Source organism: Caulobacter sp. GW821-FHT11A05 (assembly GCF_058809015.1).
On the sequence record NZ_JBXASF010000001.1, the window covers coordinates 326,952 to 340,370 of the forward strand.

At 70.2% G+C, this 13,419-nt stretch carries 8 protein-coding genes; 6 read left to right on the forward strand and 2 right to left on the reverse strand.

The window, feature by feature from the left end; all coding sequences use genetic code 11:
• Positions 1 to 12: 12 nt before the first annotated feature.
• Positions 13 to 1,284, forward strand: a complete 1,272-nt coding sequence (locus AC1RSK_RS01510) for a hypothetical protein (RefSeq protein ID WP_492905397.1) — start codon at positions 13 to 15, stop codon at positions 1,282 to 1,284.
• Entirely contained in the window at positions 1,281 to 2,204 is a 924-nt protein-coding gene (locus AC1RSK_RS01515; protein WP_492904897.1) for a site-specific tyrosine recombinase XerD, read from the forward strand. The genes AC1RSK_RS01510 and AC1RSK_RS01515 overlap by 4 nt, the downstream gene beginning before the upstream one ends.
• On the opposite strand, the gene AC1RSK_RS01520 is transcribed toward AC1RSK_RS01515, so the two are convergent.
• Positions 2,201 to 2,893, reverse strand: coding sequence for a DUF2306 domain-containing protein (locus AC1RSK_RS01520; protein ID WP_492904899.1), 693 nt, complete (start codon positions 2,891 to 2,893; stop codon positions 2,201 to 2,203). The genes AC1RSK_RS01515 and AC1RSK_RS01520 overlap by 4 nt on opposite strands.
• Positions 2,890 to 3,597 carry a DUF2306 domain-containing protein gene (locus AC1RSK_RS01525; protein ID WP_492904901.1) on the reverse strand — a complete coding sequence of 236 codons (708 nt, stop codon included), beginning with the start codon at positions 3,595 to 3,597 and terminating at the stop codon, positions 2,890 to 2,892. Before AC1RSK_RS01525 ends, AC1RSK_RS01520 begins: the two co-directional genes overlap by 4 nt.
• Positions 3,598 to 3,675: 78 nt before the next feature.
• Between AC1RSK_RS01525 and AC1RSK_RS01530 the strand changes: the two genes are divergently transcribed.
• The 4 genes from AC1RSK_RS01530 (at position 3,676) to AC1RSK_RS01545 (ending at position 13,277) form a co-directional block, all read left to right on the forward strand.
• The gene (locus AC1RSK_RS01530; RefSeq protein ID WP_492904903.1) at positions 3,676 to 4,752 is read left to right on the forward strand and encodes an AraC family transcriptional regulator; all 1,077 of its coding nucleotides are present in this window, start codon (positions 3,676 to 3,678) and stop codon (positions 4,750 to 4,752) included.
• Positions 4,749 to 5,132, forward strand: a complete 384-nt coding sequence (locus AC1RSK_RS01535) for a YkvA family protein (protein WP_492904905.1) — start codon at positions 4,749 to 4,751, stop codon at positions 5,130 to 5,132. Before AC1RSK_RS01530 ends, AC1RSK_RS01535 begins: the two co-directional genes overlap by 4 nt.
• A 55-nt stretch (positions 5,133 to 5,187) precedes the next feature.
• Positions 5,188 to 6,243 carry an HpcH/HpaI aldolase/citrate lyase family protein gene (locus tag AC1RSK_RS01540; RefSeq protein ID WP_492904907.1) on the forward strand — a complete coding sequence of 352 codons (1,056 nt, stop codon included), beginning with the start codon at positions 5,188 to 5,190 and terminating at the stop codon, positions 6,241 to 6,243.
• Positions 6,244 to 6,551: 308 nt separating this feature from the next.
• Positions 6,552 to 13,277: a calcium-binding protein gene (locus AC1RSK_RS01545; protein ID WP_492904909.1), complete on the forward strand. Its 6,726-nt coding sequence runs from the start codon at positions 6,552 to 6,554 to the stop codon at positions 13,275 to 13,277.
• Positions 13,278 to 13,419: the final 142 nt, after the last annotated feature.

Below are 13,419 nucleotides of genomic sequence, written 5' to 3' on the forward strand. Positions count from 1 at the left end.
TAGGCTCCTCGCATGAAGCTGCTCCCGCCCCTCCTGGCCGCTTGCCTGATCGCCACCGCCGCATATGGCCCCCTGGCTTTGGCTCAGGGCGTCGAGGTCGCGCCGCTCACCGCGCCGGACGTGTTTTCGGGCGGGGCGCGGGACACCGGGCTGGGCGCGGGCCTGTGGAAAGGCTCGTCGGCCGAGCTGGCGCGGCGGGTGATGCCGAGCATAGGGACCAAGCCGCTCAGCCCCGCCGCCAAGGCGCTGGCCGTGCGGCTGCTGTCGACCGGGGCCAACGCGCCCGACGGCGCCGCCGAGGATCGCGTCCTGGCCGCCGCCCGGGGCCGGGCCCTGCTCAGCCTGGGCGAGCCGGCCGCCGCCAACGCTTCGGTCGAGCGCATTCCCAACCTGGCGGCGGAGCCGGCGCTGGCCGAGGTGGCGGCCGAGGCGGCGCTGATCGCCGGGGCCGACGACCGCGCCTGCCGCATCGAACAGACGGTGACCGTCGGCCGGGGCGAGACCTACTGGCTGCGCCTGCGGACCTACTGCCAGGCCATCGCCGGCCAGACCGAGGCGGCGCAGCTCAGCCTGACCCTGGCCCAGGAGAAGGCCAAGGACGCGGTGTTCGCGCGGTTGATGACCGCCCTGCTGGTCGGCGGCGAGCCCGGCGCCGCCTCGGCTCGCAACGGTGTCGAGACGGCGTTGTCGCGAAAGCTGGCCCTGGCCCCGCCGCCGGCCGCGACCGTCGCGCCGGCCCCGCCGCCGCCCGAGCTGCTGGCCAGCGATCCGATCCGGGCCGGGCGTCAGATGCTGGCCGCCGGCGACCTGGCTGGGGCCAAGGCCCTGCGCGCCAGCCTGACCCAGGACGTCATTCCGGGCGCCAAGCCGCACGACATCGACCTGCTCGACGCCGCCATCGCCGCCGCCACGGGCGAGAACCTCACCGCCGTGCAGGATGCGCTGGTCCAGCGCGGCGTGGTCGGCAATCCGCTGGCCCGGACGGCGTCGCTCTACATCGCGGCGCTGGGCGCGCCGATGGACGGCGAGGCGCGGGACGCCTTCTCAGGGTTCGCGGCCGATAAGTCGCTGGTCCCGCCGACCCGGCTGTTCGCCCTCGATATCGCCGCCCAGGCCGGGCTGAAGGGCGAGACGGGGCTGCTGGCGGTGTGGATCGCGAGCGAAGCCGGCAGTCTGTCGCCGGCCGACCGGGCCTTTGTCATCCGGGCCCTGAACAGGGCCGGGCTGACGCAGGACGCGCGGGCCTTCGCGGTCGAGGGCATCCTGGCCCTCAGTCCCAAATGAGTCCCGGAAAAGAGGGCGGCGGCTGGCCTGAAGCCTTCCTCGAAATGATGGCCGCCGAGCGCGGCGCGGCCCGTAACACCCTGACCGCCTACGGCAAGGACCTGGAGGACGTCGCCGGCTTCCTCGCCCGTCGCGGCAAGGGCTTCGCCGACGCGGTGGCCGAGGACATCGAGGCCTGGTTCATCGACCTGTCGGCGCGGGGGCTGTCGGCTTCGACGGCGGCCCGGCGGCGGGCGGCGGTGCGGCAGTTCTACCGTTTCGTGCTCGGCGAGGGCTGGCGGAGCGACGATCCCTCCCGCCGGGTCGAGGCCCCTAAGCAGGGGCGGCCGCTGCCCAAGGTGCTGACGCGGGATGAGGTCAATCGGTTGCTTAGCGCCGCCTCGGCCAGGGACGGCGGCCAGGGCCTGCGCCTCGCCTGTCTGATCGAGCTGACCTACGCCTCGGGCCTGCGGGTCAGCGAGCTGGTCGCCCTGCCGCTGGCCGCCCTGGCGCGCGACCCGGCCTACCTGATCGTCAAGGGCAAGGGCGGCAAGGAGCGGCTGGCCCCGTTGAACGGGGCGGCGCGGACGGCGGTGAAGGCCTGGCTGGAGGTGCGCAAGGATTTCCTGTCCAAGGGCGTCAAGGAGAGTCCCTGGCTGTTCCCGTCGCGGGGCAAGGCCGGCCGGCTGACGCCCCGGCGGTTCTCGCAGCTGCTGGAAGAGGCGGCGCTGGCCGCCGGCATCGACCCGGCCCGGGTCAGTCCCCACGTCCTGCGCCACGCCTTCGCCACCCATCTGCTGGAGGGCGGCGCCGACCTGCGGGTGGTGCAGACCCTGCTCGGCCACAGCGACATCGCCACCACCCAGATCTACACCCATGTGGCCGAGGGCCGCCTGCGGGCCGTGGTGGAGAGCAAGCACCCGCTGGGGCGGAAGAGCTAGACCGTCTTGAAGCGTGTCCCGATCCGCACCCGGATCATCCAGAAGGCCAGCAGGACCAGCACCAGCAGGGCCGGCGCGAAGTCGACCAGCAGCGGCGGCGGGCCGACGTCGATCCGCTTCAGCATGGCCGGGATCTGCGCCCCGAACGAGCCGGTGGCGATGAACATCGCCAGGCACATGCGCCAGACGTGCCGGGCGATCCGCGCCGCGCCGGAGAGGCCGCCCTTGATCATCACCCGCAGATCGAGACCGGCGGCCAGAAGCGCGATGAGGCCCACCGTCAGGACGACCTGCGGCCGGTCGCCCGGCGGCAGGCCGGCCGGAGGACCGCCCGGGGTGGTCAGGACCGAGACCGCGTCGGCGATGGAGAGAACGGCCATGACCAGCGGGATCAGGGCGCCGGCGCGTTCGATCCAGCCGAAGGTCCCCGGCGGACGGCGCACCGCTAGCCAAGAGCTGAGCACCAGGTAGAAGGTGAAGGCGCCGGCGAAGATGTTACCCGGCTTGGCGATGATCACGCCCAGCGCCGCCGTGCTGATGGCCAGTAGCATCATGGCGGCGACGTAGATGGTCCCCGCGCGGCGATGCAGCCAGGCGCCCTTCGGCGAAAACAGGGCCACGAAGCCGGTGACCGAGGCCAGGGTCCCGGCCGCGATGTGGACCAGCAGGACCGGCAGGTGGGCGGTCATGCGGCGGCCGGCGCGGGCCTGTAGCGGCGCCCCATCCGCACCCGGATCAGCCAGAAGGCCATCAGGACCAGCACCGCCAGGGCCGGGCCGAAGATTGTCAGGGACGGCGGCGGCTCAAGGTCCATGCGCCGCGCCAGCAGAGGCGCCTGCGAGGCGAAGGAGCCGATGGCGACGAACAGGGCCAGGCACATCCGCCAGAGGTGGCGAGAGACGCGCGCCGCGCCGCTCAGGCCCCCACGGCGCTGGGTCCGGATATCTGCGGCGGTCGCCAGGGCCGCGATTCCCGCGAAGACGAGGAAGATCACGGCGCCCGCGGGCGCGCGCGGATCGCCCTCGTAGAGCCACTCCGGAACGACGGCGACCAGGGCCCCGACGCTCGCCGCCCCGACGGCGACGGCGGCCGCCCACCAGGGAGCCCAGCGCTCGACCCGGGTGAGGGTTCCGGCCCGGGCCTTGACGATGCTCCAGGCGGTGACCACCAGATAGAGGGTGAGGGCGGCGGCGAAGATGTTGACCTTCTGGACGCGGACCGTGGCCATCACCAGGGCGACGCCGGCCATCACCAGCATGGCCCAGTAGAAGGCGATGCCCGCCTTGCGGTGCAGCCATTGGCCCTTGGGGGCCAGCAGGGAGACCGGGCCGGCGATGATGGCGACCATGCCGCTGACGACATGGACCAGGGCGGTCGCTGAAAGTCCGAGCAAGGGAACCACTCTTTCCTGTTTGTCACTTGGCCTTGAGGCGATTGAAGATCAGCCTCGCTCAGGCCACGCCGAGGAGCCATGACGCCGGACACCAAAGACATGATCGCAGGTTGCAGCTATGCGCCCGCCGGGTCCGCGCGGGCGACGGTGGCCGCAGGCCTGGCCAAGGGCCTGGCCGACTATGCGACCGGCCGGGGCGCCGACCGGACGACGCTGCTGGCCGCCGCCGGCCTGACCGAAGCGGAGCTCATCGACCTCGACGGCCGCGTGTCCTTCGTCCGCTACATGGCCCTGATGCGGGCCGCCAAGGTCGCCTGCGACGACCCGGCCCTGTCGCTGCATTTCGCCGAGGCGCTCGACCTGTCGAAGCTGTCGGTGGTCGGGCTGATCAGCCACGCGGCCGAGACCATGACCGACGCCTTCCTGCAGCTGAACCGCTATGGCCGGCTGGTGATGGAGGTCGAGGGCGTCGCCGACGGGGAGCGGTTCGCCATCGTCATGCGGGGGGAAGAGGTCTGGCTGGTCGACCAGCGCGCCCGGCCCAACGACTTTCCCGAACTGACCGAGAGCACCTTCACCCGCTTCGTCGTCGGCCCGCGCCACATCCTGCCCCGCCAGATCGTCACCGCCGTCGAGGTCACCCACGGCCGGCCGGCCCATGGCGATGAATACGAGCGGGTCTGGGGCGTGCCGGTGACCTTCGGGGCCGCCTGGAACGGCATGCGGATGGACATGACCCTGGCCGACCACCCCGTCGCCCTGCTGCCGGGCTATGCGTTCGGCGTTCTCACCGACCGGGCGGACGCCATGCTGGCCGACCTGCGACAGGCCACCACCCTGCGCGGCCGCGTCGAGGGCCTGCTGCTGCCGGTGCTGCATACGGGAAAGGCCAGCGTCGACTACGCCGCCGGCCAGCTGGGCGTCAGCCGCCAGACCCTGTTCCGCCGTCTCAAGGCCGAGGGCGCCACCTTTGAAGCCGTGCTCGACGGCCTGCGGCGCCGGTTGGCGGTCGACTACCTGGCGGCCCGCAAGGTGTCGGTCAACGAAACCGCCTATCTCGTCGGCTTCTCTGAGCCGGCCGCCTTCTCCCGCGCCTTCAAGCGTTGGACCGGCCGCTCGCCGCGCGAGGTCCGATACGGCGAGCCGCGCCAATGATCCTCCGGGACTGGGCCCGGCGTCTCAAGCAGGACGCCCTGACAGTCTGGTTGGCGGCGCGGGACCCTCGCACGCCCTGGTGGACCAAGGCGTTGGCCCTGGCCGTGGCGGCCTACGCCTTTTCGCCCATCGACCTGATACCGGACTTCATCCCGGTGCTTGGTCTGCTGGACGATGTGATCATCGTGCCCCTGGGCATTCTGGCGGTCTCTCGCCTGGTTCCGGCCGAGGTCTGGCGCGATAGCCGGGCGGCGGCCGTGGTGATGGCCGAGCGGCCAACCAGCCGAACGGCGGCGGTCATCGTCGTGCTGATCTGGCTGGCCGCCCTGGCGCTCTGCGTCTGGCTGGTCCTGCCGCTGTTCCGCTCGCCGACGGCTTGACGCACCGCAGCGCAGACCTCAAACAACCGTTCGCAACTGCGAAGGGACGAGCGCCATGAAGACGCCGCGGGGATACTTCAAGCCTCTGGCCATCGGCGCGCCGACGCCGCCGCGCGAGCTGCCGGTGCGGGTCGAGCGGATGATCCACTTCGTGCCGCCGCACCTGGACAAGGTGCGCGCCAAGGTTCCGGAGATGGCCAGGCAGGCCGATGTCATCCTCGGCAACCTGGAAGACGCCATCCCCGCCGACGCCAAGGACGCCGCCCGCGCCGGCTTCATCGCCATGGCCCAGGAGACCGACTTCGCCGCCCTCGGCGTCGGCCTGTGGACCCGCATCAACTGCCTCAACAGCCCCTGGCATTTCGACGACGTCACCCAGATCGTCGAGGGCGTCGGCGACCGCCTGGACGTGATGATGATCCCCAAGGTCGAGGGGCCCTGGGACATCCACTACATGGACCAGTTCCTCGCGGTGCTGGAGGCGCGGCACGGGCTGAAGAAGCCGATCCTGCTGCACGCCATCCTGGAGACCGCCGAGGGGGTGAACAACGTCGAGGCCATCTGCGCCGCCAGTCCGCGCATGCACGGCATCAGCCTGGGCCCGGCCGACCTCGCCGCCAGCCGCGGTATGAAGACCACCCGGGTCGGCGGCGGTCATCCCTTCTACAAGGTCATCGAGGACCCGCGCGCTGATGGTGGGCCGCGCATCGCCGCCCAGCAGGACATCTGGCACTACACCTTCGCCAGGATGGTCGACGCCTGCGCCGCCCATGGCATCAAGGCCTTCTACGGCCCGTTCGGCGCCATCGATGATCCCGAGGCCTGCGAACAGCAGTTCCGCAACGCCTTCCTGCTCGGCTGCGCCGGGGCCTGGAGCCTGCACCCCAGCCAGATCGACATCGCCAAGCGGGTGTTCAGCCCTGACCCCGACGAGGTGAAGTTCGCGGTGCGCATCCTGGAGGCCATGCCGGACGGCACGGGCGTGGTCATGCTCGACGGCAAGATGCAGGACGACGCCACATGGAAACAGGCCAAGGTGATGGTCGACTGCGCCCGCCAGATCGCCGCCCGCGACCCGCAATTCCAAGCCCTGTATGGGTTTTCCGCCTAAAATGGGGTGCGGCAGGCTGCCGCAGTTGGTTAAGCAGTGTGGCGGATTGTCGCACCTTTTCGGGCGATGGTTGAACGCTGGCTTCTGAAATGCCGGTTTTTCAGTCGCAGGGCGGCCAAACACGGTAAACGCCGCCTCGCCCGTGCGGTGCGTCCCCTAGCCCGCCGCCCGTCCGTGACTAGGATCGCCTGCTAAGCGCAGGGGGACTCGCGTCTGGCCGCCAAAAAATAGGTCCTGTTTTTTGCACTGCCGACGCCACTCGGAATGCTCTAGCGCTGCTCAATTCCGCATCTTGGGGGAACTTCATCATGGCCGACATCACCGGCGACAACGGTCCGAACACCCTGCCCGGCACCGTGGGCGACGACACCATCACCGGCCTGGGCGACAACGACACCCTGCAGGGCCTGGAAGGGAACGACCGTCTCGAAGGCGGCGATGGTACGGACACCCTGGAAGGCGGCGAGGGTGACGACACCCTGCTGGGCGGTCTCGGCAACGACACCATCGACGGCGGGGCCGGGACGGACACGGTGTCCTACGAGGACATCTCGGTGGTCAACGGCATCGGCGTCGGCGTCTACCTGTGGCGCGCGCCGAACCAGCCGCGCAGCCAGGGCGACGGCGGCTTCGACATCATCACCAACGTCGAGAACGTCATCGGCTCGCAGATCTCCGACACCCTGGAGGGCGACGGGAACAACAACGTGCTCACCGGCCTCGGCGGCAACGACCTGCTGGTTGGCCACGGCGGCGACGACACCCTGGTCGGCGGAGCCGGCGAAGACTTCCTGCGCGGCCGCGACGGCAACGACACTATCCAGGGCGGGGCCGACCACGACTTCCTGTCCGGCGGCGAGGGCAACGACATCGTCGACGGCGGCGACGGCCTGGACCGGGCCAGCATGGCGCTCTCCCTGCCGACCGACGCCCAGGTCGGCGCCACCGTCGACCTGACCATCGCCGGGGCCCAGAACACCGGCCACGGCATGGACACCTTCATCAGCATTGAGCACGTCTCGGGCACGACCCTGGCCGACACCCTGACCGGCGACGCCGGCGACAACTGGATCTGGGGCATCGGCGGCGGCGACACTCTCAGCGGCGGCGACGGCAACGACCTGATCGAGATCGGCTCGACCGGCGCCAATGTCGTCAGCGGCGGCGCCGGGACCGGCGACACCCTGTCGTTCTTCAACAACAACGACTTCACCAGCGGCGTGGTCGCCTCCCTGCTGCTGCAGGGATCCTCTCAGGCGATCACCGGCGGCGGCAGCATCACCCTGACCGGCATCGAGAACCTGTCGGGCTCGACCTTCAGCGACGTGCTGACCGGCGATACCGGAAACAACCTGCTGGCCGGGGCGGAGGGCAATGACGACCTGATCGGCGGCGACGGCAACGACACCCTTTACGGCGACGGCATGGTCCGGACGCAGACCACCCAGGGCGGGTCCGGCGCCATCACCACCATCGTCGACCTGGCGGCCGATCCGGCCAACGGCGCCGTCGATGGCAACGACATCCTGCGCGGCGGGGCCGGCGTCGACACCCTGAACGGCGGCGGCGGCGACGACCTGCTGCTGGGCGGGATCGGTAACGACGTCATCGCCGGCGGCGACGGCATCGACACCGTCTCCTTCGAAGACATCTCGGTGGTGAACGGCATCGGCGTGGGCGTCTACCTGCTGCGGCCGGAGAACCAGAACCGCAGCCAGGGCGATGGCGGCTTCGACATCATCACCGGCGTCGAGAACGTCATCGGCTCGCAGATCTCCGACACCCTGGACGGCGACAACGCCAACAACGTGCTGACCGGCCTGGGCGGCGACGACCTCTTAATCGGCGAGGGCGGCGACGACACCCTGAACGGCGGGACCGGCGAGGACTTCCTGCGCGGCCGCGACGGCAACGACATCGCCTACGGCGGCGCCGACAACGACTTCTTCTCGGGCGGCGAGGGTAACGACCTGATGGACGGCGGCGACGGCGTCGACCGCGTCAGCATGTTCCTGTCCCTGCCCACCGACATCCAGGCCGGCGCCACCGTCGACCTGGCCATCACCACGGCCCAGGACACCGGCCATGGCCTGGACACCTTCCTGAACATCGAGCACGTCTCCGGCACCAGCTTCGACGACACCCTGTCGGGCAACGGCGGCGACAACTGGCTGTGGGGCATCGGCGGCGGGGCCGGCGACACCCTGGACGGCCGCGACGGCAACGACCTCTTGGAAGCCGGCATCGGGGCCAACATCCTGACCGGCGGCAACGGCGTCGACACCGTGCGGCTGTTCGACAACATCACCCCGCCGCTGAACGTCACCATCGACCTGAACCTGCAGGGCGCGGCCCAGGACACCGGCGCCGGGCTGATGACGCTGAGCGGCATCGAGAACCTGACCGGCACCACCGGGACCGACAGCCTGACCGGCGACGCCGCGAACAACACCCTGGCCGGCGCGCAAGGGGCCGACACCCTGACCGGCGGCGACGGCGACGACCTGCTGCTGGGCGACGGCGACATCCGCATGGTCTCCAACCAGGGCGGCTCGGGCCCGATCACCACGATCGAGAACCTGGCCACCTTCTTCAGCAACCCGGCCTACATCGGCAACGACCTGCTGATCGGCGGCGCGGGCGCCGACCGGCTGGTCGGGGCCGGCGGCGACGACGTGCTGAACGGCGGCTCGGGGAACAACACGCTCGAAGGCGGCGACGGCTACGACCAGGCCAGCTACGCCAGCGCCGGCGCCGGCGTCACCGTCGTCCTCAACGACGGCCCCGGCTCGGCCAGCGGTTCGGACTTCAGCGACACCCTGACCTCCATCGAGAGCGTCCAGGGCTCGGACTATGTCGACTTCATCCGCGGCGGCACGGCGGGCGAGGCCCTCTACGGCGGCCTCGGCTCCGACACCGTGCGCGGCGAGGGCGGCGACGACATCGTCGACGGCGGCGAGGACGACGACTTCGTGCGCGGCGGCTTCGGCGCCGACCAGGTCAGCGGCGGCACGGGCAACGACTACCTCCACGGCGGCGACGGCGACGATGTCATCGACGGCGGCGACGGCTTCGACCGCGTGGCCTTCTCCCTGCAGCCGACCGAGGCCCAGGTCGGCGCCACCATCGACCTGAACATCCAGGGCGTCGCCCAGGACACCGGCCATGGCATGGACACCCTGATCAGCATCGAGCACGCCTCGGGCACCAGCTTCAACGACACCATCGACGGCAACGCCGAGGGCAACTGGCTGTGGGGCCAGGACGGCGACGATGTGCTGCTCGGCGGCGAGGGCGACGACCTGCTCGAGGTCGGCATCGGCAACCACACCGCCGACGGCGGGACCGACAACGACACCCTGCTGTTCACCCTGCTGGGCGAGACCCCGACCAACGTCACCTTCTCCCTGGCCCTGCAGGGCTCGGAACAGGCGTTCGGCGGCGGCACGATCATCGCCAGCGGCTTCGAGAACCTGTCCGGCCGTGACGGCGACGACTTCCTGACCGGCGACGCCGAGGGCAACATCATCGCCGGCGGTTCCGGCGGCGACACCCTGGAAGGCGGCGAGGGCGACGACCTGCTGCTTGGCGATGGCGTCTACGGCGTCAGCGGCATCGGCTACAGCGGCGAGATCGGCTACGAGGAAGACAACGCCGACGCCGAGAACGATCCGACCCTCAGCGGCGACGACCTGATGTACGGCGGCGACGGCGCCGACCGCATCGTCGGCGGGGCCGGCGTGGACGAACTGCACGGCGACGACGGCAACGACGTGCTGGAAGCCGGCGCGGGCGCCGACATCATCGATGGCGGGGCCGACTTCGACATCGCCGTCTTCACCGGCGCCCTGGCCGACTACAGCACCTTCCTGCAGGACGGGCAGCTCTACATCACCGACCTGCGCGAAGGCTCGCCGGACGGCACAGATCACCTGATCGACATCGAACTGGCCCTGTTCAGCGACGGCAGCCGCGACGCCGAGGAACTGGCCCAGACCGCGCCGGGCACGGTGTCCGACCTGCTGCAGACCACGGTCGGCATCGCCTCCTCCATCGACGCCTCGTTGCTGCTGCTCAACGACGAGTTCGCCGAGGGCGACGACGCGGCCGTGGTCACCGGCGTCTCGGGCGCCGACGGCGTCACCGTCAGCCTGGTCGGCGGCAAGCTGGTCATCGTCGCCAGCGCCCTCGGCGGCGGTTCGTTCAACTACACGGTGACGGGCGCCTTCGGCACATCGCAAGGCCACGTCAACGTCCTGCCGGTGGCGACCAACGCCTCGGCCAACGTCGTGGCGCCGTCGGTCTCGGCCTCGGTCGTGGCCGTCGACTTCCAGGGCCAGGGCGGCAACGACACCCTGACCGGGACCGACAATGCCGACCACCTGGTCGGTGGCGCGGGCAACGACGTGCTCAACGGCGGCGCGGGCGGCGACGTCATGGATGGCGGGACCCAGAACGACACCTACGAGGTCAACCACGCCGACGACCTCGTCGTCGAACTGACGGGCGAAGGCGACGACACCGTCCTGGCGGGCGTCAACTACACCCTGGTCGACAACGTCGAGAAGCTGACCCTGACCGGAACCGCCATCAGCGGGACGGGCAACGCCCTGGCCAACACCATCACCGGCAACGACCAGGACAACATCATCGACGGCGGCGCCGGCATCGACACCCTCAAGGGCGGTCTCGGCAACGACATCTTCATCGTCGACAGCCAGGACGAGGTGGTCAGCGACACCGGCGGCGTCGACACCGTCCAAACCGCGCTGAGCACTTACTATCTGGTCGCCACCACCATCGAGAACCTGACCTACACCGGCACGGGCAACTTCCACGGCCAGGGCACCTCGCTGGCTAACGTCCTGACCGGCGGGGCGGGCGACGACATCCTGTTCGGCGGGGCCGGCGGCGACACCCTGATCGGCAACGACGGCAACGATACGCTGTATGTGGCCCAGGTCTCCGACGTCACGGTCGAGGCGGAAGACGGCGGCACGGACACCGTCATCACCGACATCAGCTGGACCCTCGGCGCCAACATCGAAATCCTGCGCGGCGATGGCCTCAGCGCCTTCAACCTGACCGGCAACGAGCTCGACAACGAGATCTACGGCAACGCCGCCAACAACGTCATCAACGGCGGCCTCGGCGCTGACCGCATGGAAGGCGGCGGCGGCAACGACACCTACGCGGTCGACAACGTCGGCGACGTTGTCGTCGAGGCCGCCAGCGGCGGAACCGACACCGTCAACAGCACCATCGACCTGGTTCTCGCCAACGAGGTGGAGAAGCTGGTCCTGCTGGGGGCGGCCGTCGCCGGCACGGGCAACGCCGGCGCCAACACCATCGTCGGCAACACCCTCAACAACGTCCTCGACGGAGCGGGCGGCGCCGACATCCTGCAGGGTGGTCTCGGCAGCGACACCTACCATGTCGACAACGCCGGGGACGTCGTCACCGAGTCCGGCGTCGGCACGGACCTGGTGATCGTCACCAGCCTGACCACCTACACCCTGGCGACCAACGTCGAGAACCTGACCTTCTCGGGTTCGACCAACTTCACCGCCAACGGCAACACTGTTGCCAACGTCCTGACCGGCGGCACGGGCAATGACGTGCTGAACGGCAATGAGGGCGACGACACCCTGATCGGCGGCGGCGGCGCGGATTCGCTGAAGGGCGGGGCCGGCAACGACACCTACCATGTCGACAGCGCCGACGACTCGATCAGCGACGTCGGCGGCGGCATCGACACCGTCATCACCAGCCTGAACGTCTACACCCTGTCCTCCAGCGCCTTCGAGAACCTGACCTTCAACGGGACGGGCGACTTCACGGGCACGGGCACCTCGCTGGCCAACATCATCACCGGCGGCGCGGGGAACGACACTCTCAGCGGCCTGGGCGGCGACGACAGGCTCAACGGCGGCGACGGCGACGACCACCTGCTCGGCGGCCTGGCCAACGACACCCTGACCGGCGGCGCCGGGGCCGACACCCTGGAAGGCGAGGGCGGCAACGACATCTACTACGTCGACGCCGACGACACCGTGACCGAGGCGGCCAGCGCCGGCACGGACAGCGTCATCAGCCTGCTGAACAGCTACACCCTGACCGCCAACGTCGAGAACCTGACCTTCAGCGTCAGTGGCGCGGTGACCGGCGTCGGCAACGACCTGGCCAACAGCATCACCGGCGGCGCCGACGGCGACCTGCTGGAAGGCCGGATCGGCGACGACAAGCTGTACGGCGGCCTTGGGGCTGACAACCTGCTGGGCGCCGAGGGCAACGACACCCTCGACGGCCAGGGCGGCGACGACTACGCGGCCGGCGGCATCGGCAACGACACCTATATCGTCGACAGCGCCGGCGACGTGGTGGTCGAGGCGGTGGGCGAGGGGACGACCGACTCGGTCAAGACCGCGCTCTCCAGCCTGACCCTCGCCGATAACGTGGAGATCATGCTCTACACCGGCGCGGGCGGCTTCACCGGCACGGGCAACGCCCTGGGCAACACCATCATCGGCGGCGCCGCCGCCGACACCCTGAACGGCGGGGCAGGGGCCGACACCCTGCGCGGCGGTGTGGGTCTCGACGTTCTCAATGGCGGCGACGACAACGACAAGCTCTACGGCGAGGCGGGCGACGACATCCTCAGCGGTGGCGCCGGCACGGACTACCTCTACGGCGGCGCGGGGACCGACGCCCTGCTCGGCGGCGCGGGCAAGGACTACTTCGTCCTGCAGGCGCTGAGTGACAGCGCCGTCGGGGCCGCCGACGTCATCTTCGACTTCGACGGCGTCGACCAGGTCGACCTGAGGCCCATCGACGCCAACACCCTCGTCGCGGCTGACCAGACTTTCAGCTTCATCGGCACGGGCGCCTTCACCAGTGTCGCCGGCGAGCTGCGCTACGAATTCGACGGGACCGACACCCACGTCTACGGCGACGTGGACGGCAACGGGGTCGCCGACTTCGAGGTGCTGATCAGCGGCTCCCATACGCTGACGGCGGCGCGGTTCCTGCTCTAGGCGGCGCCAACGATCCGGACCGGGGCCGGTCGCCAGCGCGACCGGCCCTTTTCTTTGCCGGAAACCCTCTGGCGGAACATTGTTTGATCCCTATATGTTCTCCTGCACCGGGGCGGAGCGTTGAGCCGTCTTGCGCGTTGGG

What these genes read in the sequence shown, in the direction of transcription:
- AC1RSK_RS01510 (WP_492905397.1), top strand. Translation starts at nt 13, where the DNA reads ATGAAGCTGCTCCCGCCCCTCCTGGCCGCTTGCCTGATCGCCACCGCC.
- AC1RSK_RS01515 (WP_492904897.1), top strand. Translation starts at nt 1,281, where the DNA reads ATGAGTCCCGGAAAAGAGGGCGGCGGCTGGCCTGAAGCCTTCCTCGAA.
- AC1RSK_RS01520 (WP_492904899.1), bottom strand. Translation starts at nt 2,893, where the DNA reads ATGACCGCCCACCTGCCGGTCCTGCTGGTCCACATCGCGGCCGGGACC.
- AC1RSK_RS01530 (WP_492904903.1), top strand. Translation starts at nt 3,676, where the DNA reads ATGACGCCGGACACCAAAGACATGATCGCAGGTTGCAGCTATGCGCCC.
- AC1RSK_RS01535 (WP_492904905.1), top strand. Translation starts at nt 4,749, where the DNA reads ATGATCCTCCGGGACTGGGCCCGGCGTCTCAAGCAGGACGCCCTGACA.
- AC1RSK_RS01540 (WP_492904907.1), top strand. Translation starts at nt 5,188, where the DNA reads ATGAAGACGCCGCGGGGATACTTCAAGCCTCTGGCCATCGGCGCGCCG.
- AC1RSK_RS01545 (WP_492904909.1), top strand. Translation starts at nt 6,552, where the DNA reads ATGGCCGACATCACCGGCGACAACGGTCCGAACACCCTGCCCGGCACC.